At 70.3% G+C, this 21,750-nt stretch carries 23 protein-coding genes; 7 read left to right on the forward strand and 16 right to left on the reverse strand.

All coding sequences use genetic code 11. The features are described 5' to 3' along the window. Nucleotides 1-106 precede the first annotated feature (106 nt). Entirely contained in the window at nt 107-949 is an 843-nt protein-coding gene (locus tag U9J39_RS28520) for a BON domain-containing protein (RefSeq protein WP_326348714.1), read from the forward strand. 7 nt (nt 950-956) lie between these two features. Here U9J39_RS28520 and U9J39_RS28525 read toward each other — a convergent pair whose 3' ends face one another. From U9J39_RS28525 to U9J39_RS28560, 8 genes are all read right to left on the reverse strand, one after another. Further along, nucleotides 957-1,796, reverse strand: a complete 840-nt coding sequence (locus tag U9J39_RS28525) for an SDR family NAD(P)-dependent oxidoreductase (RefSeq protein ID WP_326348715.1) — start codon at nt 1,794-1,796, stop codon at nt 957-959. Nucleotides 1,797-1,857: 61 nt separating this feature from the next. Next, on the reverse strand, nt 1,858-2,130 hold the full coding sequence (locus tag U9J39_RS28530; RefSeq protein WP_062803427.1) for a hypothetical protein: 273 nt from the start codon (nt 2,128-2,130) through the stop codon (nt 1,858-1,860). Nucleotides 2,131-2,214: 84 nt separating this feature from the next. Next, nucleotides 2,215-2,706, reverse strand: a complete 492-nt coding sequence (locus U9J39_RS28535) for an NAD(P)H-dependent oxidoreductase (RefSeq protein ID WP_115683345.1) — start codon at nt 2,704-2,706, stop codon at nt 2,215-2,217. A gap of 77 nt (nt 2,707-2,783) precedes the next feature. Continuing rightward, nucleotides 2,784-3,806 carry a Bug family tripartite tricarboxylate transporter substrate binding protein gene (locus U9J39_RS28540; RefSeq protein ID WP_116380469.1) on the reverse strand — a complete coding sequence of 341 codons (1,023 nt, stop codon included), beginning with the start codon at nt 3,804-3,806 and terminating at the stop codon, nt 2,784-2,786. Between the two features lie 68 nt (nt 3,807-3,874). Beyond that, nucleotides 3,875-4,855, reverse strand: coding sequence for a Bug family tripartite tricarboxylate transporter substrate binding protein (locus tag U9J39_RS28545; protein WP_326348716.1), 981 nt, complete (start codon nt 4,853-4,855; stop codon nt 3,875-3,877). Further along, complete coding sequence (locus U9J39_RS28550; RefSeq protein ID WP_326348717.1) at nt 4,852-6,168, reverse strand: DUF1254 domain-containing protein; 1,317 nt, start codon at nt 6,166-6,168, stop codon at nt 4,852-4,854. The genes U9J39_RS28545 and U9J39_RS28550 overlap by 4 nt, the downstream gene beginning before the upstream one ends. Before the next feature lie 12 nt (nt 6,169-6,180). After that, nucleotides 6,181-7,494 carry a DUF1254 domain-containing protein gene (locus tag U9J39_RS28555; RefSeq protein WP_326348718.1) on the reverse strand — a complete coding sequence of 438 codons (1,314 nt, stop codon included), beginning with the start codon at nt 7,492-7,494 and terminating at the stop codon, nt 6,181-6,183. Further along, nucleotides 7,491-9,677, reverse strand: a complete 2,187-nt coding sequence (locus tag U9J39_RS28560; RefSeq protein ID WP_326348719.1) for an acetate--CoA ligase family protein — start codon at nt 9,675-9,677, stop codon at nt 7,491-7,493. Before U9J39_RS28560 ends, U9J39_RS28555 begins: the two co-directional genes overlap by 4 nt. Nucleotides 9,678-9,830: 153 nt before the next feature. On the opposite strand from U9J39_RS28560, the gene U9J39_RS28565 reads away from it, so the two are divergent. The 3 genes from U9J39_RS28565 (at nt 9,831) to U9J39_RS28575 (ending at nt 11,662) form a co-directional block, all read left to right on the forward strand. Next, complete coding sequence (locus tag U9J39_RS28565; protein ID WP_115683339.1) at nt 9,831-10,568, forward strand: GntR family transcriptional regulator; 738 nt, start codon at nt 9,831-9,833, stop codon at nt 10,566-10,568. Nucleotides 10,569-10,681: 113 nt separating this feature from the next. After that, nucleotides 10,682-11,035 carry a DUF2880 domain-containing protein gene (locus U9J39_RS28570; protein WP_326348720.1) on the forward strand — a complete coding sequence of 118 codons (354 nt, stop codon included), beginning with the start codon at nt 10,682-10,684 and terminating at the stop codon, nt 11,033-11,035. Nucleotides 11,036-11,179: 144 nt separating this feature from the next. Next, on the forward strand, nt 11,180-11,662 hold the full coding sequence (locus U9J39_RS28575) for a DUF1579 domain-containing protein (protein ID WP_115683338.1): 483 nt from the start codon (nt 11,180-11,182) through the stop codon (nt 11,660-11,662). Nucleotides 11,663-11,665: 3 nt separating this feature from the next. Here U9J39_RS28575 and U9J39_RS28580 read toward each other — a convergent pair whose 3' ends face one another. The 4 genes from U9J39_RS28580 to U9J39_RS28595 all read right to left on the reverse strand — a co-directional run bounded on the left by U9J39_RS28580 (nt 11,666) and on the right by U9J39_RS28595 (nt 15,276). Beyond that, a complete protein-coding gene (locus tag U9J39_RS28580; RefSeq protein ID WP_326348721.1) occupies nt 11,666-13,930 on the reverse strand; it encodes a VTT domain-containing protein in 2,265 nt (754 codons plus the stop codon). 170 nt (nt 13,931-14,100) lie between these two features. After that, nucleotides 14,101-14,439: a hypothetical protein gene (locus U9J39_RS28585; protein WP_371925687.1), complete on the reverse strand. Its 339-nt coding sequence runs from the start codon at nt 14,437-14,439 to the stop codon at nt 14,101-14,103. A gap of 154 nt (nt 14,440-14,593) precedes the next feature. Further along, entirely contained in the window at nt 14,594-14,794 is a 201-nt protein-coding gene (locus tag U9J39_RS28590) for a hypothetical protein (RefSeq protein ID WP_116314191.1), read from the reverse strand. A gap of 209 nt (nt 14,795-15,003) precedes the next feature. Then, a complete protein-coding gene (locus U9J39_RS28595) occupies nt 15,004-15,276 on the reverse strand; it encodes a DUF2188 domain-containing protein (protein ID WP_115683334.1) in 273 nt (90 codons plus the stop codon). A 314-nt stretch (nt 15,277-15,590) separates the two neighbouring features. Here U9J39_RS28595 and U9J39_RS28600 point away from each other — a divergent pair, with 314 nt between their 5' ends. Then, the gene (locus tag U9J39_RS28600; RefSeq protein ID WP_042881786.1) at nt 15,591-15,734 is read left to right on the forward strand and encodes an entericidin A/B family lipoprotein; all 144 of its coding nucleotides are present in this window, start codon (nt 15,591-15,593) and stop codon (nt 15,732-15,734) included. 62 nt (nt 15,735-15,796) lie between these two features. Here U9J39_RS28600 and U9J39_RS28605 read toward each other — a convergent pair whose 3' ends face one another. Next, complete coding sequence (locus U9J39_RS28605; protein WP_018004821.1) at nt 15,797-16,783, reverse strand: AraC family transcriptional regulator; 987 nt, start codon at nt 16,781-16,783, stop codon at nt 15,797-15,799. Nucleotides 16,784-16,930: 147 nt separating this feature from the next. Between U9J39_RS28605 and U9J39_RS28610 the strand changes: the two genes are divergently transcribed. Together U9J39_RS28610 and U9J39_RS28615 are read left to right on the forward strand one after the other, a co-directional pair. Further along, nucleotides 16,931-18,109: an acyl-CoA dehydrogenase family protein gene (locus U9J39_RS28610; RefSeq protein WP_326348722.1), complete on the forward strand. Its 1,179-nt coding sequence runs from the start codon at nt 16,931-16,933 to the stop codon at nt 18,107-18,109. Next, nucleotides 18,106-18,681, forward strand: a complete 576-nt coding sequence (locus U9J39_RS28615) for a flavin reductase family protein (protein ID WP_116314192.1) — start codon at nt 18,106-18,108, stop codon at nt 18,679-18,681. Before U9J39_RS28610 ends, U9J39_RS28615 begins: the two co-directional genes overlap by 4 nt. Here the strand turns inward: U9J39_RS28615 and U9J39_RS28620 are convergent. The 3 genes from U9J39_RS28620 to U9J39_RS28630 form a co-directional block, all read right to left on the reverse strand. After that, nucleotides 18,678-19,547 (reverse strand): DMT family transporter, encoded by an 870-nt coding sequence (locus U9J39_RS28620; RefSeq protein WP_115683331.1) that lies wholly within the window; start codon nt 19,545-19,547, stop codon nt 18,678-18,680. The genes U9J39_RS28615 and U9J39_RS28620 overlap by 4 nt on opposite strands. A gap of 17 nt (nt 19,548-19,564) precedes the next feature. Further along, nucleotides 19,565-20,500: a 2-hydroxy-3-oxopropionate reductase gene (locus U9J39_RS28625; protein ID WP_326348723.1), complete on the reverse strand. Its 936-nt coding sequence runs from the start codon at nt 20,498-20,500 to the stop codon at nt 19,565-19,567. A gap of 76 nt (nt 20,501-20,576) precedes the next feature. Continuing rightward, nucleotides 20,577-21,680: a malate/lactate/ureidoglycolate dehydrogenase gene (locus U9J39_RS28630; protein ID WP_326348724.1), complete on the reverse strand. Its 1,104-nt coding sequence runs from the start codon at nt 21,678-21,680 to the stop codon at nt 20,577-20,579. Nucleotides 21,681-21,750: the final 70 nt, after the last annotated feature.

The following is a 21,750-nucleotide window of genomic DNA, read 5'->3' on the forward strand; positions in this document are numbered from 1 at the left end:
CAGGCGTGCCGTCCTCCATGCCCGCCAATGGTATGGAACTTGCGCCCCGGTGACTGGCGGCGCGGCCCGCCGGGCCGCGCCGGAAGCTCAACCCTTGGAGACAGCGATGCATCCATTCCGAAATGAAGGCGGCGGCTCCTGGTGGCGCGAGGACCGCGACGCCGATGAATCCCGCCGCAATCGCGGCGACCCGCGCGGCGGCGATCCGGGCGGCTACGGCGAGGGGCGCTACGGCCAGCGCGGCGGCCCCGCGCGCGACTACGGCGAAGGCCGCTATGAAGGCCGCCAGCGACACGACAGCGACGTGCGCGAGTCCGGCTACTACGGCGGCCGCTCCAGCCCGGCGCAGCGCGTCTGGGAAACCTCCGCCCGGCGCCCGCCATGGGAAGAGGACGAAGCCTGGCGCCGCGGCAGCGAGGTGCGCGACGAGTGGGGCGACAGCGGCGGCGACAGCCGCGGCAATGCGTCGCGCGAGATGCCGCGCGGGCGCGACCGCGTCGGGCCCAAGGGCTACCAGCGCAGCGACGAGCGCATCCGCGAGGACATCTGCGAACGGCTCGCGCATGCGCGCCATGTCGATGTGCGCGAGGTGGAAGTCGAAGTGCAGGGCGGCGTGGTGCGCCTGACCGGCAACGTGCGCGACCGGCGCCAGAAGTACTGCATCGAGGACATCGTCGACGATGTCTTCGGCGTGCGGGAGATCCATAACGCGGTGCGCCTGGGCGCGCCGGGCGCGTTCGGCGTGTCGGGGATCACCGAAGGAGCGCAGTCTGGCGGGCAGGCCGGAGCGCAGTCCGGCGGGTCCGGCCAGGGGCGCGTCAGCGGCATCAGCAGTTCAGGCAGTGCCACGGGCTCCAGCGCCAGCAGCTATGGCGGCGGCATGGAAACCGGCAGCGGCGGTCCCGGCCAGGGACGCGACGGCACCGGCGGCACCACGCGCATGGGCTGATGCGGAATTACGGCGCCGGCGGCTTGTCCGCCGGTGCTGCCGGGGCGCTCCCCGGCGCGTGCTGCGGCTCGGCCATGCGGCGATGCTGCTCGGCCAGCACGTCGGCGGGCGTCACCATGGCGATTGCGGCGCGCAGCTTGTTCTGCCAGCCCGGCACCACCTCGCCCTCGCCGCGCATCATGGCATCGAAACCGATCCGCGCCACCTCGGCGGGATCGGCCTTTTTCTGTTGGCCGAGCCGGGTATCGAGCAAATCCGCGCGTTCGAAGAAATCGGTTTCGGTGGCGCCGGGCATCAGGCAGGTGACCGACACGCCGGTGTGCCGCAGCTCGTGCCGCAGCGCGTAGGAGAAGGAGTCCAGGAAGGCCTTGGTTGCGTTGTACACGGCCTGGCAGGTGCCCGGGACGAAACCGGCGATCGATCCCGTGATCAGGATGCGCCCCTCGTGCTGCGCGCGCATGAGCTGCCCGACCCGGTGCAGCAGGTGCAGGGTGCCGGTCACGTTGGTCTCCACCACGCGCTGGATTGCCGCGAAGTCCTGGTCCAGGAAGGCGTGGCCCAGGCCGCGGCCGGCGTTGGCGCACAGCACGTCGACGCGGCGGCTGCCCAGTGCCGCGCAGACCTGTTCGACGCCGTCGGGCGTGGACAGGTCCGCCAGCAGCGCCGTGACCTCGGCGCCTTGGTCGCGCAGTTGCCTGGCGGCGACCTCGATCTGCGGCTCGTCCGCGGCAATCACCAGGTCATAGCCACGCTGCACGCAGCAGCGCGCCAGTTCGTAGCCGATGCCGGACGACGCACCGGTGACGACGGCAAGCAGGCTGGTGCGGCGAAGCGAAGTGTCAGGCACCGCATGTCCTCTGGGGTTTGTGGCGAGTTTTTACTGTGGCGTTGTAAGGATTAGCGACGCATCACCCTACGCGCCGCCAGGTGCGCACGCCCATCCAGACCCCCAGCAGCGCCACCAGCGTGACCAACACCGCCAGCGTCACCGCGGTGCCGGGGCCGAGCCCGCCGAACCACGCATAGGCATCGGAACGGCGCCACAGCGCCCAGGCCAGGGTGGCGGTGGCCACCACCAGCGCGGTCTGCGTCAGCGCATCGACCACGCGCATCACGCCGCGCGCCGTGCCGGCAAGCGGATCGCGCCGGGCTTCTGAAGCGGTAATTTCGGGGTCTTCCATGGCGAGGGTTTGCAAAGGGAATGCGTGGGACGTGCAAGTCCCGTTCCCGCTCCGCGCCCCGGTTGCCCGATGGCCGGGACGGCCTTAGAACACCCCCAGGCCGAGCCCCGCGGCCAGGCCCTCGCCAAGCTCGGCGCACCGCGCCAGGTCGGCGGCTTCGATCTGCTTGGGGGCGAGGATGCGCTCCGGCGTCTGCGCATGCGTGCAGACGATCAGGCCGGGCGCGACGCGGTTCAGGCGCCAGCCGGTGGCGATGCGCTCGAGCTGGCGCAGCGCGTTCTGGCCGTCGCTGCCGGCGCAGATCATGGCGGCGTATGGCCGGCCGTTGATGCGGTCCAGCGCGGGGTAATAGCAGCGGTCGAAGAAGTCCTTCATCATGCCCGCGATCGCGGCCAGGTTCTCCGGGGTGGCGAACAGGTAGCCGTCGGCGGCCAGCACATCGTCGGGGCCGGCCTCGGCGGCGGTCTTGAGCACGACCGTGACGCCGGGCTGCCGGCGTGCTGCATCAGCGGCGGCCGCGGCCATCTGGCGCGTGCCGCCGGTCATGGTGTGGTAGACGATCAGCAGCGTTTTCATGCGGGCGGTAGGGCTTGCGCGGCCATGTGCCGCGCCCGGGCACTGTATCACGCCGCTGCCGACGCCTCTCCACTCCCTCAGTCGAGCGTCACCCCCGTATCAGCCGTCAGCTTCAGCACCACCGGCAGGTAGGCCTTGTAGGCCGCCTCGGCCTGCGCCGGGGTGGTGCCGAGCGGCTCCGCGCCCATGTCGACGATGCGCCGCTGCATGTCGGCGCTGGCGACCAGGCTCGCGGTTTCGCGGCCGAGGCGGTCGATGATGTCCTGCGGCGTCTTGGCGGGCGCCATCAGCGTGATCGGGCCGGTCAGGCGGAACGGCTCGTCGGCGTAGCCGGCCTCGGTGAAGGTGGGCACGTCCGGCAGCGCCTGTGCGCGACGCGTGCCGGTGACCGCGAGCGGACGCAGCTTGCCGGTGGCGAAATGCTGCTTGAGCGCGGTCACCGAGCCCACCGTCACGTTGACCTGGCCGGCCAGCAGGTCGGTCACCATCGGCCCTTCGCCGCGGTAGGGCACGTGCAGCATGTCGACCTGGTATTGCCTGGCGAAATAGGTCTGGATGGTATGCGGCTGCGTGCCCGCGCCCCATGAGCCCATGCGCAGCTTGCCGGGCGAAGCCTTGGCATAGGCCAGCAGTTCGGCGACGGTCCTGGCCGGCACGCTGCTGTTGACCGCCAGCACCGTGCGCGCGGTGGCGATGTCGGAGACCGGGCGCAGGTCGGTGCGCGGGTCGTAGGGCAGCTTCTTGTACAGGGCCAGGTTGGAAGTGATCGGGCCCGGAATGGTCATCAGCAGGGTGTAGCCGTCCGGCGCCGCCTTGGCGACATAGTCGGTGCCGATGATGCCGCCGGCGCCGCCCTTGTTCTCGACCACCACGGTCTTGCCGAGCTGGCGCGACAGGCCGTCGCCGACGGCGCGCGCCAGCGTGTCGGTAAGGCCGCCCGGCGGATAGGCGACGATCAGGTGGATGGGCTTGGCCGGGTAGGCGCCCTGTGCCGGCGCGGCCACGGGCGCGACGGCGAGCGCCGCGATGCCGAGCCAGGGCAGCGCGGTCCGCAGCAGCGTGCCGCGCAGCGACGGCGAAAAACGGGCAACGGTCTTCATGATGGCGTGGTCTCCTGTTTTATGCGATGTCACGGTTTGCCTTTGCTCGGACGCTGTGCGTTCGTACGCTAGTCCAGCTTGATGCCGCGCGCCTGGATCAGCTTGCCCCATTTGCCGATCTCCTGGTCGATGAAGGCCGAGAACGCGCTGCCGCGCTCGGGATGCGGCTCCAGGCCCAGGCCAAGCAGCTTGTTGCGCGTTTGCGCATCGGCCAGCACGGCCGACGCCTCGCGGTTGAGCCGCTCGGTGACGGCGGGCGGCGTGCCGGCCGGCGCGACCAGCCCGAACCAGCCGTAGCCGACCATGCCCGGATAGCCCTGTTCGGCGAAGGTTGGCGCATCGGGATAGACCGGCGTGCGCTGCTCCGACGCCACCGCCAGCACGCGCAGCTTGCCGGCCTTGATAAAGGGCAGCGCCGAGGTGATGGCGGTCAGCGTGGCGTCGGCACGGCCGGCCAGCAACTCGGTGTAGGCGGTGGCGTCGCCGCGGTAGTGGACGCTCAGCAGCTTGAACTTGCCGACCTGCCCGAATAGTTCGGCGCTCAGGTGCGGGCCCGAGCCGGCGCCCGGCGAGGCCACCGTCACGCCGTCGGGCTTGTCCCTGGCCATACGCACGAAGTCGGCCACCGTGCGCGCCGGCGAGCTGGCATTGACGATCAGGAAGATCGGCCCCAGCACGCGCGGCCCCACCGCGACGAAGTCCTTGTGTACGTCATAGCGCTGCGCGATGCCGGCGGCGGTGTTGATGGCGAAGGGCGCGGCCGCCCACAGCAGCGTATAGCCGTCCGGCGCGGCATGCGCCACCTGCTCCGTGGCCAGGCGCGTGCCGGCGCCGGGCTTGTTCTCGACCACCACCTGCTGGCCGAGCTTGCCGCTCAGCGCCTCGGCCAGGATGCGCGCCGAGATGTCGTTGGAGCCGCCTGCGCCGTAGGGCGACACCAGCTTGACCGGCCGCGACGGATAGGTTTGCGCCTGCGTCGGGCTGCCCAGGCACAGCAGCGCCACGCCGGCCGTCAGCACGGCCCGGGCGAAGACTATGGTTCGCTTCATGATGCTTCCTTGATGTGGCGGATGGCGGGGTAGCGGAAGGTGCGTTCCAGGTGCGCGCGGCCGGGGACGTACAGGCGCAATGCCACGTAGAACGGTTCGGGCGGCGCAGGCAGCCAGTTGCCGGTATCGGCGGCGTCCGCCGGCGCGCGCGCGCCCAGCACGATGCGCAGGCTGCCATCCGGCGCCGCGCGCAGGCCTGGCGAGCGGTCACCGAGCGAATAGCGCTGCAGCGGATTTTCCGCCAGCATGCAGTCCGATTTCCGGTACATGGTCAGCGACCAGAACGCGCCCACCTGCGGCAGCCCTTGCGCGGGGAACACCAGTTCGTACTGGTGCGTGCCGTCCAGCGGCAGGCCGTCGGCATCGCGATCGGCCATCAGGTACATGGCTTCCTCGATCCCCAGCGCGCCGATGTAGTTGCGCGCCACCTCGGCGCGCAGCGCGTATTGCGCGCCGAACGAAGTGCGGATTTCCACCGGCAGGGACCAGCCGCCGCCCAGCGCGGAAGCTTTGGGCGCGGACAGTTCGGCATCGACGTGCGCCAGCGCGGCTGCCAGCGCAGTGCGTTGCGCCGGCGTCAGCGGCGTCGCGCTGCCGATGCCGGCGGTGGCGAAGCTGCGCACCAGGTCCGCTTCGGCGGCGGGCGGCGGGTTCTCGGCCAGCATGCGCCGGATGATGGCGGCGTAGCGGTCCGGGTCGCCAGGGCGCTCGCCGGCATGCATGCCGGCGTCGATCACGCTCGCGGCGGCGGTGCCGTCGGGCCGGCGCAGGCGGATGCCGTCCTGCAAGGCATGCGCGCCAGCCAGGTCGGCTTCGCCGTCGGCCAGGATGCGGCCGATGATCCAGACCGCATCGGTGGGGCAGGGCAGCGGCGTGGCGCCGGCCGGCACCTCGCCGCGCCAGGCCGGCCCGTGCAGCAGCCAGGTGCCGCCTTGCATGCCGGTGGTGCGGGTGCCGATGTAGCCGAACGGGTTGGTATAGGCGTCGAGCAGCCCGAGCACGTAGTAGCGGCCGTGGCAGTCGGGCACGTCGAGCAGCAGCGGGCCGCGCGACAGGTCGAGCCAGGCGTTGGTGTAGAGCGTGTCGTTGTTCGGTGTGACCACCTGCCGGTGTTGCGGGCCGAGCAGCGCGCGCACGTGCGTGACGGTGTTGATCCAGCGCAGCGTGGAATCGGGGCCATCGCCGGCAAAGGTGCCGGCGCTGTCGCGGCGCGGGCAGGTGGCGGCGCGCATGCGCGCCATTTCATACAGCGGCAGCGTATAGCGCACCGCGTCGCGGGCGAGCGCGTCGAGGGAGTTGTCGTGGGTTGTCATGGGCGGCCTCCTTCAGGCGATGCGCCGCAGCGGCGGGATCACGTAGTCGCCGGCGATGAAGCCGTCGGTGGGGTGGTACAGACGCAGGATCAGGTAGAACGGGGCGTCCGGTGCCGGCAGCCAGTTCTCCTGTGCCTGCGCGGGGCGCTGGTGCGAGATCGTCAGCGTGAGCGCGCCATCGGCGTCGTATTGCAGCCCCGGGCTGCGGTCGCCGAGCGCATAGCGGCCGATCGCGTTGTCGGTGAAGAAGCGGTCGGCGCCGTAGAGCGAAACCGACCAGAACGCCTGCGCCGGCGGCAGGTGCCCGGCCGGGAAGTGCAGCGCGTAGCTGTGGCGGCCATGCAGCAGTTCGCCGTCGGCATCGTAGTCGGCGGCGGCGTAGACGGCTTCGTCGGCGCGCAGCGCGCCCAGGCCTTTCATCGCGGTCACGGCGCGCTGCATCCAGTCGTCGCCATAGCGGCCCAGCAGCAGGCTGTAGGTCCAGCTCTTGCGCGCATGGCTGCGGGTATTGGCTTCGATCAGCGCCATGCCTTCGCGCCACGCACGCACCAGGCCCTGCTGCACCGCCGGCCGCAGCGCGCCCACGTCGACCGGCTCGCCCGCACGGATGCCGCACTTGCGCAGCAGCGACAGCAGGCCAGCCATGGAAGGCTCGGCCGGATACTCACGCAGCGCGTTCAAGACGTTGGCGAAGAAGTCGAGCGCCGGCTCGCCGCTGTCCTGCCAGTCGCGCACGCAGGCGGGTTGCCGCGCGCTGCCGCCGGACAGGCGGAAGCCCTGCTCGAAGGCGCTGGCGGCGGGCAGGTCGTCGGTGCCGGTCACCAGCACGCGGCCCAGCAGCCAGACTAGCGACGTGGGGCAATGCACCACGTGCGCGCCGTCGGCATGCTGGCCGGGGCCGGCCAGCACGATGTCGGCGCCCGCGGCGGGCACGTTGCGCGGGCCCAGGTTGTCGAAGTTGTTGGTCCACGCGTCGAGCAGTTCCACCACGTAGTAGCGGCGCGCATCCGGGAGTGCCGGCACGTGCAGCGTGACGGGACCGTCAGCCAGGTTGACCCAGGCGCAGAAGTAGAGCAGGTCATTGGCCGGCGTGACGATGTCGCGGTCGCGGTGCGTCCACGGCTGGGTGCTGGCCGACAGCGTGTTGACCGGCGCGCGCCCGTAGCCGGTGGCCTGCGCCACCGAAGTCTGCAGGCGGCAGGTGCGCAGGCTTTCGAACAGCGGGTAGGTGGCCAGCACCAGCGGCAGTGCCGCGGCGGCGGTCAGGGCTTCCTGCGGGGTGTCGATGGGAGCGCCGGCAAGGAAGGGCGCAGCGGGTTGGTTCATCGGGTGGTCTCCTCGTTGGGTCTGTTCGTGTGGCTGTCGGGCTCCGCCGCGAGCAGGGTCACCACGGCATCGGCGGCGACCACGCCGCGCGCGGTGACGATCAGCGGGTTGATTTCGAGTGTGTCCAGCCGCGGCCCCAGCGCCGCCGCGGCCTGCGAGACGCGCACCAGCACCTCGGCCACGGTCGCGGCGTCGATCGCGGGATGGCCGCGGTGGCCCGACAGCAGGGCCTCGGCACGGCTCGCGCGCAGCATGGTGCGCGCGCGAGCATGGCTCAGCGGTGCCAGGCCGAACGCGGTCTGGCGAAAGATCTCCACCGCGGTGCCGCCGATGCCGGCCAGCGCCACCAGCCCGAACACGGGGTCGCGCCGCACGCCGACCATCAACTCGCCCCAGCCGCGCACCATGCCGGCGACCAGCGCGCCGTCGAAGCGCGCGGAGGTGCCGTGGCTGGCCGCGGCGGCCTGCACCTGGGCAAAGGCGGTGCGGGCCGCCTGCGCGTCGGCCACGTTCAGCACCACGCCGCCGACATCGCTCTTGTGCAGGATGTCCGGCGAGCACAGCTTGATCGCGACCGGATAGCCGATGGTGTCGGCGATGCGCGCGGCCTCGTCTGCATCGCGCGCCAGGCCGTGCGGCGCGGTGGGGATGCCGCAGGCGGCCAGCCATTGCATGGCTTCGAACTCGGACAAGGCGGTGGTGCCGGGCGGGACATCGGGAACGGGCAGGCTGTCGGCGGCGGCCGCTGCGGGGATGGGCTCCTGTGCCGCCGCGGCTTGCGCCGCGGCCCTGGCCAGCACGGCCACGGCCTGCACCGCGTGCGCCGGTTCGCGGAACACCAGCGCGCCGCGCGCTTCCAGCCAGCGGCGCTTGTCTTCATCGGCGAGGCCGCTGAACAGCAATGGCGCCGCGGTGCCGCTGCGGTGCAGGGCGTCGACGGTGTCCTGCAGTCCGGGCCAGATTCGCGGCGAGCCTACGCCGCCGGCCAGGAAGGCCACCACGCTGCCGTAGTCCGGGCTTTGTGCGGCAGCGGCAATGGCGCCCAGCAACACCTCGGGCTGTGCCACCACCTGGCCGGTGACGTCGATCGGGTTGGCGGTGCTGGCGAACGGAATCGCGCTGCGCAGCGCCGCGGCCGGGGCTTCGGGCATCGGCGGCAGCGGCAGGTCGAGCGCCTCGGCCTGGTCGGCCATCATGATGCCGATGCCGCCGGAGACAGTGACCAGCGCGACCGGGGTGACGGCGTTGGCCGGCTCCTTCGCCGAAGCCTGCCATCGCGTCGGCCGGCGCCCGCGCGACAGCACGTAGCCGAGCCGGAAGAATTCCTCCAGCGTATCGGCGCGGAACACGCCGTATTCATCGAACACCGCCTGGTAGACCGCGTCTTCGCCCGCCAGGCTGGCGGTATGCGATTGCGCGGAGCGCGCGCCGGCTTCAGTCGTGCCCACCTTGGTCACCACCACCGGCTTGCCCGCTGCGCGCGCCGCCGCCAGCGCGCGGCGCAGGCGGGTGCCGTCGCGGCAGCCTTCCAGGTAGGCCAGAATCACGCGCGTGGCATCGTCCCGGGTTAGCCATTCGATCACGTCCGCCACATGCAGGCCGGCTTCGTTGCCGGTGGTGACCCAGTGGCTCAGGCCCAGCGCGGCCTCGCGCGCCAGCGCGAAGGCATAGGCCCCGAACGCGCCGCTCTGGCTGACCAGCCCGACCTCGCCGACCGGCGGCAGCCCGCCGAGCGGGATCGGCGAGAAGGTGGCGAACACGCGCTCGCGCAGGTTCATCGCGCCCAGGCAGTTCGGTCCCAGCAGCGTGATGCCATGGGCCTGCGCCAGCGCCGCCAGCTCGGCCTGCAGCGCGATGCCATTGCCGCCGGTCTCGGCAAAGCCGGAGGTAAAGAACACCGCGGCGCGCGTGCCGTTGCGCGCCAGCTGGCGCATCGCGTCAAGGCTGGCACTGACCGGCAGCGCCACGATGGCCAGGTCGGCCGGCGCATCCAGCGCGTCCAGGGTCGGCACCGCGGCCAGCCCCTGCACTTCGCTGGCGGTGGCGTGGACCGGGACGATGCGGCCGGCGTAGCCCAGCTCGGTCAGCAGCCGCACCGGCATGCCGCCTACCTTGTCGGGCTGGGTGGATGCGCCGATCACGGCGATGGTGCGCGGTTGCAGCAATGCGCTTAGGTCTGGCATCGGTTGTCTCCGTATGCGTGCGCCGTCACGTGGAGGCCCTTGCAGGCCGGCGCGACTGGTCTTGTCATGGATGATGCCCGGCCGATGTTGTCATAACATGTTATGATGAGTCAACGTTGTTATGATAAGTAGATGCCCGCATGGGCCGTCCCCATGAATCCCTCGAATCTCGTGACAACCAGCTCATTGCCCCGCTTCAAGCAGATCGAAGGCGCGCTGCGCCAGCGCATCGTCAACAACGAATGGACGCCGGGCATCAAGCTGCCTTCGGAAGCCGAGTTGATGGCGGAGTTCGGCGTCAGCCGCATCACCGTGCGCCAGTCGCTGGCATCGCTGCTGGCGGAAGGACTGATCGAAACGGTCCACGGCAAGGGCAGCTTTGTCAGCCGCCCTGCGGGGCAGGCCGACCTGGGGCCGCTGACCGGCTTCTACGACTACATGCGGGCCCGTGGCCACGAAGCGCACGGCAAGCTGCTGTCGACGCGGCTGATTACCGCGCCGGCCATCGCCGCCGACGCGCTGCGCATGCCCCCCGGCAGCAAGCTGCTGAGCGTGACCACGCTCAAGTCCGTGGGCGGCACGCCGGTGGCGGTCGGCGTGACCATGGCGCCCGAAGCGCTGATGCGCGCGATGCTCGAGCACGACCTGGAAAACAACGACGCGCTGATGATCGTGGAGGCGCGACTGGGCTATCGCCTCAAGTACCTGCACACGGAAAGCGCGGCGATCCCCGCCAGCGCGGAAAGCGCGCGCCGGCTCAAGGTCGAGCCGGGCGAGCCGCTGCTGCGCATCCGCTTCACGCCGCACGACATCGACGACCGGCCGCTGGCGTTTTCGGAATTCATGTTCCGCGGCGACAAGTTCACCTACAAGGCCTGCGTGCGGCGTTAGGGCCGCTGGCTGTGGCGACAAGGGAACTTTTGCATGCGCGCCGCGGCCTGAACTGCATCGACGCCGGCGCCAGGGTGGTGCGATCCGGCGCCGCCCAGTCGCAGGAGTCCAGGATGTTCTCGCCGCTTTCCCCACGTTTGCTGTCTACCGCGCTCGCGGTAGCGTTGTCCGCGGGCGTGCCGGCCGCGCTGGCCGCGGCCAGGCAGGATGCATCGCGGCCGCCCGGCAAGGAGGGGGCGCCCGAGGCCGCCTGCAAGCAAGCGGTCAAGGCGGCGCTGCCCAATCCCGGCAGCTTCAAGTGGGTGTCCGCCACCGCGCGCCAGATCGACAAGGACAACTACAGCGTGGTGGCCGATGTCGAATACCTGGCTCAGGACGGCGCCGTACGCGAGGCCAAGGTCCAGTGCGACGTACGCCGCGCCCAGGGCAACCGCTTTGCCGTGCCCAAGCTGCGCCTGCCGCAATAAGCTCAGTCTGTCCCCCTCAGTGCCGGCTGTTGCAATTTAATGTGGACGCTGTCCATTTCGTTTGCTAGTCTATGTGTACAGCATCCACAAATGCTCGCGGCAACCGCCGCACCCCGGCCGTTACCCATTCACTGGAGACCGAAAATGCAAATCGAAGCACAAAAGGAACACCGCTGGCTGCAACGCCTGGTTGGCAACTGGTTGGCGGAGGGCGAGGCCGTCATGGGACCGGACCAGCCGGTGCAGACCTGGCAGATTCCGGAGCGGGTCAGCGCGATCGGCGACGTCTGGGTGCAGTGCGTAGCCCAGGGCGACATGCCCGGCTGCGGCCCGGCATCGACGGTCATGACGCTGGGCTACGATCCGGCGCGCAAGCACTTTGTCGGCACCTTCATCGGCTCGATGATGACCCACCTGTGGGTCTACGAAGGCGACCTCGACGCGGGCGGCCAGCAGCTGACGCTTCGCGCCGAAGGACCGGACTGCTCGGGCAACGGCCGCATGGTGCAGTACCGCGACGTGATCACGTTCCGCGACGACAACCACCGCGAGCTGACTTCGTACATGCAGGGCGAAAACGGCGAGTGGACGCAGATCGTGAAGGCCACCTACCGCCGCCAGCCGTGAGTGTCAGGAACGCTCGCCGGCGATCCGCGCCAGCCGCGACAAACGCGAGCCGGGGCCGGGCGGATCGTCGTGGCGGCCGCCGCGCGCTGCATTGCGCCGTCGCCGGCGCAGCACCAGCAGCAGCGAGGCAGGCACCAGCAGCACCAGCGCCAGCAGCGCAAAGGTGAACAGCCCCGGGTCGCGCGCCGCCGCGGCGACCCGGTCCACCAGCAAGGCACTGACCACAATGCCCGGCAACATCCCCAGCGCGGTCCCGATCAGGCAATCGCGCAGGCTGATGCGCGAGGCGCCCACCACCATGTTGACCAGCGAGAACGGTGCGATCGGCACCAGCCGCAGCACCACCATGGCGACGACGCCGTGCTTGCCCAGCTGGTGGCTGACGCGGTTCAGCCGCCTGCCGCCAAAGCGGCGCACGGCGCGGCGCCCCAGCAGCCGCCCGGCCAGATAGCCGGCGCCGGTGCTTAGCACCGTGCCGCACAGGGCCAGCACGGCGCCGTAGAGCGGGCCGAACACAACCACCGTGACCAGGATCAGCAGCGTCACGGGCAGCATCGTCACCGCACCGGCCAGGTAGACCCCCATCATGGCCAGGGGCGCCAGCGGCATCTCGTCGACGCGCTCGATGGCGCCCAGCAAGGCACGGAAATCCGCCCACTCGCGCAGCGGCGTATAGCGCCACGCAAAGGCCAGCCCCGCCATCAGCAGCGCCAGCGCCACCATCACCCCCACGCGCCCGAGCACGCGCGGGCGCGCCTCGTGGCTGACGAACTCGGCCAGCACCTGGTCGCTGTCGATCGGCTCGATCGGGTCCAGCAGGTTGGCGGCCGGTGACGCGGCATCGACATCGTCGGGCAGCGGCGGCACATAGTCTTCCAGCGAGCGGCCGTCGCTGCGCTGCAGGTTCCGGATCGCGCCGAGCACGCTGCGCGTGGCGGCCACCTCGGCCTGGAATGCTTCGGGCGATACCTCCAGGTGTTCGCCCAGCAGCCGCGCGCGCATCGCGGCGATGGCGGTCTGGATGCGGGGCTCGCCGCCGGAGACCACCACGATATTGCACTCGGTGTCCAGCCCCAGCGAGCGGTTGCTGAGATTGGAGGAACCGATGGTGAGGAAGTCGTCGTCGATCACCGTCACCTTGCTGTGGACGTTGACGCATTCGGGGTGCAGGTTGGGGATCGTCGGGCAGTACAGGCGGAAGCGATCGAACTTGTCGGCCGCGCGCAGCTGCCGGTAGAGGCGCGCACGCAGCACGCCCATGCTGTGGGCCTCGAGCCAGCCGCTCTCGTTGCGGCGCGACACCAGCACGATATCCGGGCCGTCCTCGTGCCCCAGCCGCGCGGCCAGCGCCTTGGCGATCTCGCCGGAGCTGAAGTACTGGTTCTCCATGTAGATGCTGTGCCGGGCCGAGGCGATGGCATCGCGCAGCAGCATGCGGATCTCGCTGACGCCGGGCTCGTCCTCGCACGTCGGCATGGTGCGGGCGATGCCCACGCGCACGTCGGTCAGCTCTGGCGCCAGGCTCGGCGGCCACGGATCCGACGAGGTCGGTGCCACCGGCCGCGGCTGCTTGCCGCTGGCGCGCAGCCAGCGCTCCGCGCAAAGCTTGCCGAGCGCCGCGGCCGCGCTGCCGTCGACCGCGCACTGCACGTCATGGAACGGCGCGTAGGGTCGCCCTTCGGCCATGCGCAGCGGCGCGCCGGGCGCGTGCTGGTTGTCGTCCCAGCGGCGCAGCGTCAGGTCCAGCCCGCCGACGAAGGCGACCTTGTTGTCGAGCACCACCACCTTCTGGTGGTGCGATGCGCCGGGAGGATGATTGCCGTCCAGCAGGAACGACAGATGCCGGTGCGCCTGCCAGTGCGCGCTGGCCGAAGGCAGCCATTCGCGCTCCATCGCCATCACCATGGCGTAGTCCCAGCTCAGGATGTAGATGCGCAGGTCGGGGCGGCGGTCGGCCAGCGCGCACAGAAAGTCGCGCAGCCCCGGCGGCAGGCCATCCTGCGCGCCGGCGGGGACCAGTTCCATGCGGCTGTCGATGTCCCAGCCCAGGATGAAGATGGTGTGCTCGGCCCGCGGCAGCGCCTCGCGCAGCGCACGGAAATAGGCGTCGGCGTCGACCAGCATGGCAAAGCGCCGGCAAGGTTCGACGCGCCAGCAGTTGCGCCCGGGCTCGAACTGGAAGCCGGGCGGCGGGGCGGGATCATGCGGTGGTGGCGACGCCGTGGGCGCTGGGGACGCCGTGGTGCCGGGCGGATGGTATTGCCTCATTGCGCACGCTCAGGGGGAAGCGAAAGCCATAGCCTGAAGCGTCGCGCAAGTTCCGTACCCTGCGCAAGCGCCCGTTGCCGGCGCGCCGGGCTCGACTTTTGCGTGTGCGCCTTACCTGCCTTTGTAAGAACGGCACGCGCGAGCCAGCGTGCCGATGGGCATGGAGCGTGTCAGGAAGCGTGTCCGCGCCGCAGCGTGGCGGGCCGGGCGATGCCCCAGACATCCAGCAGCGGTTCGAAGTGCGGGGTGTTGTCGCGCGGCGCGGGAGTGACGCGCCGGGGCGGCGGTAACGGCCGGCCGGTCAGCACCAGCGGAGTTTCGGCCTCGGGCGGCAGGTCGGGCTCGCCGTCATAGGCCACGACGCCCATCTGGCGGGCGGATTTGAGCGCGCGGGTCAGCTCGGCGGCGCTCAGGCGGCTGGCGGTGGCGAGCCGGTGCCGGGGCATGGGCCCATTGGCACGCAGGCTGGAAATCAACGCCATCACGCATTCCCGGGTGGTTCGATTCATGTCGCTGCGTCAGAAAAATGGTGCGGCAGCGAACCCGCCGATCGGGTTCCTTGCCTGCGGATAACCATTCTTCAGCAGGGGTCATGGTCTTGCCAACCCGATATGACACTTGTTCACATTCCTGCCAGAAAAGGCAATGTCCTTGCATGGCGCATCAGTGCCGCGTTTTCGGGTCGCCGGTGGGAAAGCCCGACGGCGCGCCGTCATGCCGGGTCAGCATGGAGCCATGCCGGCGCCACTTGCGTGCGTGGCGATCCTGGATGTCTTCGGCAAGATCGTGCAGTTCCGCCACCCTGGCGTCGAGCGGGTCGGGATAGATGTCCAGCGGACGGTATCGGAGAAGAAGAAAACGCATGGCGGGTCTCGGTTGTCCTGGTCGTCGGCCAGTGGCCTGACTCCAGTATTGGCGGTGGACCCGAGGTTTTCAGCAGAAGATGCGCGACACTTTGATGCGACTCAATGCATCCGGCGCAATGAACGGTTGCGGCCCGCTGTGTCAGCGGGCACGCAAGGCAATGATGGCGAGGCAGCTGGCACCGCGACGGCGGGCCAGCCTAGACGGCGCTAGCGGCCGAGGCGGGCATTGCCGCGGCCATCGCGGCAGTAGATCTTGCGTTCACGCACCAGGCCGTCACGGCCATGGATGCACAGCGACACGCCATCCTCGCGGGCACGCATCCAGCCGGCAGCGATGGCGGCTTCCTGCGTCGGGAAGTGCAATGCCGCGTCGTCGGGGCCGCTTTCCAGGCCCTCGATGGTAAGCGCCCATTCCCCCTCGCTGGCGTATTCGGAGTCGCCGGTCGTGGCGGGAAGCACATGGATGCTGCGTGACGTCATGGTGTTCTCCGTGATGGCTGGCAGTGACATTGGGGTTTTATAGGATCCCGCGGGCGCGGGCTATCGGTGGCAGTCCTACAAGCATATTCGGGACCAGCCGGCACGCCGGGTTTGGCACCGTCGTAGTGCGGCATGGCGCCGTGGCATGTCGCGCGTTCTGCTGACATCGCGGTAGGACGAATGCCGACTTTTCGTCGTGCCACGGATTGCTACGATCCAATTGCCGGTTGGGCAACAGGCTGCCCGGTCAAGCCATTCCGAGCTCTTCTATCCTGGCGGCGCATGCCGCATCCACACGAAGCAAGGAGATCATCATGAGAAAGCTATACGCACTGTTTGCCCTCGCTGGCATGCTGCTGGTCACGGGTTGCAACACCATGGCCGGTGCCGGCAAGGATATCGAGCGCGGCGGCGAGAAGGTGCAGGGCGCGGCGGAAAACACCAAGCAGAAAATGTAAGACACTGACGGCCACGTGGTGGCCGGTCGACGGCCCGTGCCCCAGGCGCGGGCCGTTTTCGTTCATGCGTGCGCCGCTTCGGTGCAGTTGCGGCGCCAGCTGGCCGGCGGCAATCCGAATTCACGCTTGAAGGCCCGGCTGAAGGCGGCCTCGGAGTCATAGCCGACCGCGCCGGCGACCTCGCTGATCGAGCGGTTGCCGCTGCGCAGCTCGGCCGCGGCGGTGCGCAGGCGCCAGTGCGCGAGGTACTGCATCGGCGGCTGCCCCAGCAGGTCGGTGAAGCGCTGCGCCAGCGCCGAGCGCGACAGGCCTACGTTGCCGGCCAGTTCGTCGACAGTCCACGGATAGGCCGGCCGCGCATGCATGCGCGACAGCGCACGCGCCACGTAGCGGTCGCGCAGCGCGGCGAGCCAGCCGCTTTCATTGGCCGGCAGGGTGTCGATGCAGCGCCGCACCGCCTGCACGAAGAGCAGTTCCGACAGCTTGGCCAGCACGGTGGCGCTGCCGGCGCGCGGTTCCGCCGCCTCCGAGGTGGCGAAGGCCAGCGCCGAGGCCAGCCACGCGGATTCCAGCCCGCTCCCGAGACCTACCTTGAACAGCCGCGGCAGCGACGTCAGCAGCGGATTGCCCATGGTGTCGTCGAACCCGAGAAAGCCGCAGACCATGCGCGTGTGTTCGCCGCCGCCGCCGTACGAGACCCGCATGACTTCGCCGGGACTGTTGCGCAGCAGGTCATACACCAACGGCGCAGAAGGCAAGGGCTGCAGGTGGAGGTCGCTGCCAAGCACGTGCGGCTCGCCCTGCGGCACCACCAGCAGCTCGCCGGCTTCGACGCGCACCCCGGGGCCGGTGTCGTCGACCAGGCGCGCCCAGCAGATACCTTCGGTGATCAGGTGATACGAGACCACGCGGTCGGCGCGCGGCAGGAACGCGGCGCGCAATTCAGCATCGGCTTCACTGATCAGGCACCATGGTGATTTGAATTCGCCGTTCAGGAACACGGCACCGCTCAGTTGCACGGCGCGCAAGAGGTCGGACAAGGCATCCATGGCCACATTCCTCCAGATCCGGGGTTTCGCGCAAGAAAGCCGGACGCCCGATCATACGGGCGAGGGGACCGGGCTCCGATACTAGCACCGTGCCCGTGGCCGTACAACGGCGCGGGACACGCACCATAACCGGACGGAGACAACACCATGGAAACCCTTTCCGCAGCGGATGCCAGCGCCGGCGCGCAGGCCGACTGGATCGGCCTTGCCGCCACGCTGGGCCGCACCTTCGATGGCCGCGCGCCCGAGATCGACGCGAGCGAGCAGTTCGTCAGCGCCAACTATGACGACCTGCGCGCGCACCGCTTCTTTGCCGCGGCGGTGCCGCAAGAGCTGGGCGGCGCCGGGCTGTCGCACCAGGAGCTTGGCGCGGTGCTGCGCGAACTGGGCAAGTACTGCGGCTCGACCGCGCTGGCCTTTGCCATGCATACGCATCCGGTGGCCACGGCCGCATGGCGCTGGCGCAATCAGCAAGCGCCGGTGGAGGGCCTGCTCAAGCGCGTCGGTGCCGAGCAGCTGGTGTTGCTGGGCAGCGGCGGCTCCGACTGGCTGCAAGGCAGCGGCAAGGCTACGCGCGTCGACGGCGGCTATCGCGTCGACGCGCGCAAGATCTTCGCCAGCGGCGCGCCGGTGGCGGACCTGTTCATGACCTGCGCGGTCTATGACGACCCGCAGGCCGGTCCCACCGTGCTGCATTTCGCGCTGCCGATGAAGACGCCGGGCGTGCGCGTGCTGTCGAACTGGCACACGCTGGGCATGCGCGGCACCGGCTCGCACGATGTCATGCTGGAAGGCGTGCTGGTGCCCGACACCGCCGTTGCCGCGCGCCGCCCGCAAGGCGTGTGGCATCCGATGATGCATACGGTGGCGATGATCGCGTTGCCGCTGATCTACGCCGTCTACGTCGGCATCGCCGAGGCCGCGCGGGATATCGCGCTGCAGCTGGCGCGCCAGCGGCGCCTGAACGCGCATGCGGTCGAGGCCGCGGGACGGCTGTGCAATGAAGCGGATGCCGCGCAGCTGGCGCTCGATGCGATGTTCGCGGCCGCCGCCGGCCAGGCACCGGGCGCGATCACCACCAACCGCATCATGAGCGCCCGCACGCTGGCGGCGCGCGCGGTGCTGGCGACGGTGGAAGCGGCGATGGACCTGGCCGGCGGCGCGGGCTTCTATCGCGATGCCGGGCTGGAGCGGCGCTTCCGCGATGCGCAGGGCGCACGCTTCCATCCGCTGCAGGCCGGGGCCCAGCAGGAGTACGCCGGACGCATGGCGCTGGGGCTGGATATCGATGCGCCCCCCGGCGAGGTGCGCACGGCAGCGCAATGATGTCCGCCCTGGCCCAGCTCTCCTACGACACCGAGGCCTGCAATGACAGCGGCCAGGGCGAAGACGCCTGCGCCATCGGCCACGATGGCGCGGCGCGCCGCGCCTTGCGCGATGCGCTGGGGCAGTTTGCCACCGGCGTGACCGTAGTCACCGCTGCCGGCGCCGATGGCCGCCCGGTCGGCGTGACCATCAATGCGTTCGCTTCCGTGTCGCTGGCGCCGCCGTTGCTGCTGTGGTGCCTGGCGCGAAGCTCAGGCAGCCTGCCGGTGTTGCGCGCCGCGCCCTGCCACGCGATCAACGTGCTGGGCAGCGCCCAGCTGGATGTGTGCCGGCGCTTTGCGGCGCCTGCCGAAGATCGCTTCGCCGGCATTGCCCATCGCCCCGGCCCGTGCGGCACGGTGCTGATCGACGGCACGCTGGCCTACTTTATCTGCCGGCATCGCTCGGTGCGCACGGTGGGGGACCACGTGCTGTTCGTCGTGGAAGTGGTGGCCTATGGCGCCGCGCCGGGCACCCCATTGGTGTTCCATGGCGGCGGCTTTGCCGACGCGCGCGTACCCCGCGCGGGCTAGGCGCGCTCGGCCCGCTTGCCCAGGATCACCAGCGCGATGCCGCCCAGCACCGCCGCCGCGCTCAGCGCCAGCCGCAAGGTCAGGTCCTCGCCGAGCCACGCGGTGCCGCCCACCGCGGCGATGACCGGCACGCTCAGCTGCACGGTGGCCGCGGTCGCGGCGCGCAGGCGCGGCACCGCGGCGTACCAGATCACATAGCCAAGCCCCGAGGTGATGGCGCCGGACACCACCGCATAGGCGAGCCCCGGGGCATCCAGCGAGCGCTGCGCCTGGATCGCCGCACCGAGGGCCAGCGCCATGGGCACGGCGCGCACGAAGTTGCCCGCGGTGGTTTCGACCGGATCCGCGGCGCGCTTGCCACGCAGCGAATAAACGCCCCAGGCGATGCCCGCCGCAATCATCAGCAGCGATGAGGCCAGCGGCGGCGTCGCCAGGCTCGGCAGCATCAGCCAGACCAGGCCGGTCAGTGCCAGCGCCAGGCCGACCCACTGCTGCGCGCGCAGCGGCTCGCCGGAGTAGAGCCCATAGCCCGTCATGGTGGCCTGCACCGCGGCGAACAGCAGCAGCGCGCCGGTGCCGGCGCTCAGGCGTTCATACGCGAACGAAAACGCCGCGGCATAGCAGAACAGCGCCAGCGCCGATACCCAGTTGCCGCCCAGCGTCATGGCGCCCGCGCCGTGGCGTCCGGCCTGCCGCCGCGCCACCACGATCAGCCACAACACCGCCGCCGCGGCCGCGACGCGCGCCAGCGTGAAGGTGCCGGCGTCGATGGTGGTGCCTTTCAGCGCCAGCCGGCACAGCAGCGAATTGCCGGCGAACGCCAGCATCGCCAGCGCGGTCAGCAGCGCGGTGTTTGCATGCGGCATGCGGGCCGGTCTTGCGCTTAGCCGCCGGGCCTTGCGTCGCCGCTCTCGCCGGTCTCGTCGGAATCGCCGAGGGCGAATGAAGACAAATGCTCGATCGCCCGGACCAGCCCGGAATGGTCCCAGGCCGCGCCGCCCAACCCGTTGCAGACATTGAACAGCTGCTGGCACGACGCCGTATTGGGCAGGCCCACGCCCAGCTCGCGCGCGGTCGACAGCGCCAGTTCGAGGTCCTTCTGGTGCAGCGCGATGCGAAAACCCGGATCGAAGGTGCGGCGGATCATCCGTTCGCCATGCACTTCGAGGATGCGCGAACTGGCAAAGCCGCCCATCAACGCCTCGCGCACGCGCGCCGGGTCGGCGCCGGCGCGGGCCGCCAGCACCAGTGCCTCGCCGACCGCCTCGATGGTCAGCGCCACGATCACCTGGTTGGCCACCTTCGCCACCTGGCCGTCGCCGGCCGCGCCCACGCGCGTGATGTTCTTGCCCATCAGCTGCAGGATGGGCAGCACGCGGTCGAACACCTCCTGCTTGCCGCCGGCCATGATCGACAAGGTGCCGGCCCTGGCACCGACTTCGCCGCCCGACACCGGCGCGTCGACATAGTCCGCGCCAATCGCCTCGATGCAGCGCGCGAACTCGCGCGTGGCGATCGGCGAGATCGAGCTCATGTCGATCACCGTGACGCCGCCCGCGGTATCGGCCAGGCCATCGGCGACGCCGCGCTCGCCGAACAGCACCTTCTCCACGTCGGGCGTGTCGGGCAGCATCAGGATGATGGTCTCCGACTGCCTGGCGACGTCCTCGGCGCTGGCACAGGCCTTCACGCCGGTATCCTGCAGGTCTTGCGGCACGCCGCTGCGGCTATGGGCGAACACGCTATGCCCGCCGTCGACCAGGTGCCGCACCATGGGCTTGCCCATCACGCCAAGCCCGATAAAGCCGATCTTGCTCATGTCAGTGTCCGGTAGGGGTTCAGGCGTCAACCCGTGCGTGCGTGGCGCACCGCGTCGGGCGCATATCTGATGATAGTCAGCCGCGCGCCAGCGCAGACAGCGGACCAGGCGCGGGATGCGCGCTGGCCCGCGCCGCCGCCACGCGCGCGGCGGCGTCGTCCAGCTGCGCCAGCGTGCCGGCATCGATCGGGATCTGCTGCGCGCGGGCCGCGCGGAATGCACGCTCCGGTTCTCCGGGCAGACGGATGCCGGACTGGCCGGGCTGTAGCCGCGCGCTTTTCATCCAGTCGGCGAAGGCCGCCACTTCATGCCCGAACGAGGTGCTGGTGCCGAGCCGCGCAGGATCGAACACGATCGCCAGCATGTTGTTCCAGACCGCATGCTCATGCCGCAGCGTTTCCGGGCGGATGGTATGGCCGCCCGTGACCGCGGCGCCGAGCAGTTCGCACATCACCGCCAGCACGTGGCCCTTGTGCTCGCCGAAGGGCCGCAAGGCGCCTTGCGGCGTGTCGGCGGGCGGGTACATCACGGCGGCATCGGTGGTGGCCTCGCCCTGCGCATCGAGCAGGCAGCCGGCCCCTACCGGCACGCCCTTGTTATGGGCCACGCGCACCTTGCCCAGCGCGATGGCGCTGGTGGCGAAGTCCAGCACCAGCGGCGGCTCGTCGGCCATCGGCACGCCGATGGTGAACGGATTGGTGCCGTAGCGTGCGTCGTAGCCGCCGTGGGGCGCCACGATCGGCTTGGACAGCACGTTGACGAAGTGGATCGAGATCAGGCCCGCCGCCGTGGCCTGCTCGGCCCAGTGGCCCACGCGCCCGAGGTGGTGCGACTGGCGCAGCCCCATCACGCAGACGCCGTGCTCGCGCGCGCGGGCGATGGCCATCTCCATGGCCTGCGCCGTTACCGCCTGTCCCATGCCGCGGTTGCCGTCCAGGCTTAGCAGGCTGCCGCCGTCCTGCAGCACGCTGACCTGCCGGTTCAGCTGCAGCTCGTCGGCCTGCCACGCCAGCACATAGCGCGGGATCATGCCGACGCCGTGGGAGTCATGCCCGCTCAGGTTGGCGCCGACGAGATGATCGGCCGTCAGTTGCGCTTCGCGGGTGCTGCTGCCGGCGGCAAGCCAGAGAGCGGTGACCCACTGGTGCAGGGCGCGGGTGGGAATGCGGAGTTCGCTCATGTCGACCTTGCAGGAAGGAATACGTTGTGAAACACAAAGCCCCGTTGCCGGGTGACGGCAACGGGGCTTT

The sequence above is a fragment of the Cupriavidus sp. SS-3 genome, assembly GCF_035818815.1.
Lineage (GTDB): Bacteria > Pseudomonadota > Gammaproteobacteria > Burkholderiales > Burkholderiaceae > Cupriavidus > Cupriavidus taiwanensis_C.

Coding starts and splice junctions, on each gene's coding strand:
- U9J39_RS28520 (WP_326348714.1), top strand. CDS start 107: ATGCATCCATTCCGAAATGAAGGCGGCGGCTCCTGGTGGCGCGAGGAC.
- U9J39_RS28530 (WP_062803427.1), bottom strand. CDS start 2,130: ATGGAAGACCCCGAAATTACCGCTTCAGAAGCCCGGCGCGATCCGCTT.
- U9J39_RS28535 (WP_115683345.1), bottom strand. CDS start 2,706: ATGAAAACGCTGCTGATCGTCTACCACACCATGACCGGCGGCACGCGC.
- U9J39_RS28540 (WP_116380469.1), bottom strand. CDS start 3,806: ATGAAGACCGTTGCCCGTTTTTCGCCGTCGCTGCGCGGCACGCTGCTG.
- U9J39_RS28545 (WP_326348716.1), bottom strand. CDS start 4,855: ATGAAGCGAACCATAGTCTTCGCCCGGGCCGTGCTGACGGCCGGCGTG.
- U9J39_RS28550 (WP_326348717.1), bottom strand. CDS start 6,168: ATGACAACCCACGACAACTCCCTCGACGCGCTCGCCCGCGACGCGGTG.
- U9J39_RS28555 (WP_326348718.1), bottom strand. CDS start 7,494: ATGAACCAACCCGCTGCGCCCTTCCTTGCCGGCGCTCCCATCGACACC.
- U9J39_RS28560 (WP_326348719.1), bottom strand. CDS start 9,677: ATGCCAGACCTAAGCGCATTGCTGCAACCGCGCACCATCGCCGTGATC.
- U9J39_RS28565 (WP_115683339.1), top strand. CDS start 9,831: ATGAATCCCTCGAATCTCGTGACAACCAGCTCATTGCCCCGCTTCAAG.
- U9J39_RS28570 (WP_326348720.1), top strand. CDS start 10,682: ATGTTCTCGCCGCTTTCCCCACGTTTGCTGTCTACCGCGCTCGCGGTA.
- U9J39_RS28575 (WP_115683338.1), top strand. CDS start 11,180: ATGCAAATCGAAGCACAAAAGGAACACCGCTGGCTGCAACGCCTGGTT.
- U9J39_RS28580 (WP_326348721.1), bottom strand. CDS start 13,930: ATGAGGCAATACCATCCGCCCGGCACCACGGCGTCCCCAGCGCCCACG.
- U9J39_RS28585 (WP_371925687.1), bottom strand. CDS start 14,439: ATGAATCGAACCACCCGGGAATGCGTGATGGCGTTGATTTCCAGCCTG.
- U9J39_RS28590 (WP_116314191.1), bottom strand. CDS start 14,794: ATGCGTTTTCTTCTTCTCCGATACCGTCCGCTGGACATCTATCCCGAC.
- U9J39_RS28595 (WP_115683334.1), bottom strand. CDS start 15,276: ATGACGTCACGCAGCATCCATGTGCTTCCCGCCACGACCGGCGACTCC.
- U9J39_RS28600 (WP_042881786.1), top strand. CDS start 15,591: ATGAGAAAGCTATACGCACTGTTTGCCCTCGCTGGCATGCTGCTGGTC.
- U9J39_RS28605 (WP_018004821.1), bottom strand. CDS start 16,783: ATGGATGCCTTGTCCGACCTCTTGCGCGCCGTGCAACTGAGCGGTGCC.
- U9J39_RS28610 (WP_326348722.1), top strand. CDS start 16,931: ATGGAAACCCTTTCCGCAGCGGATGCCAGCGCCGGCGCGCAGGCCGAC.
- U9J39_RS28615 (WP_116314192.1), top strand. CDS start 18,106: ATGATGTCCGCCCTGGCCCAGCTCTCCTACGACACCGAGGCCTGCAAT.
- U9J39_RS28620 (WP_115683331.1), bottom strand. CDS start 19,547: ATGCCGCATGCAAACACCGCGCTGCTGACCGCGCTGGCGATGCTGGCG.
- U9J39_RS28625 (WP_326348723.1), bottom strand. CDS start 20,500: ATGAGCAAGATCGGCTTTATCGGGCTTGGCGTGATGGGCAAGCCCATG.
- U9J39_RS28630 (WP_326348724.1), bottom strand. CDS start 21,680: ATGAGCGAACTCCGCATTCCCACCCGCGCCCTGCACCAGTGGGTCACC.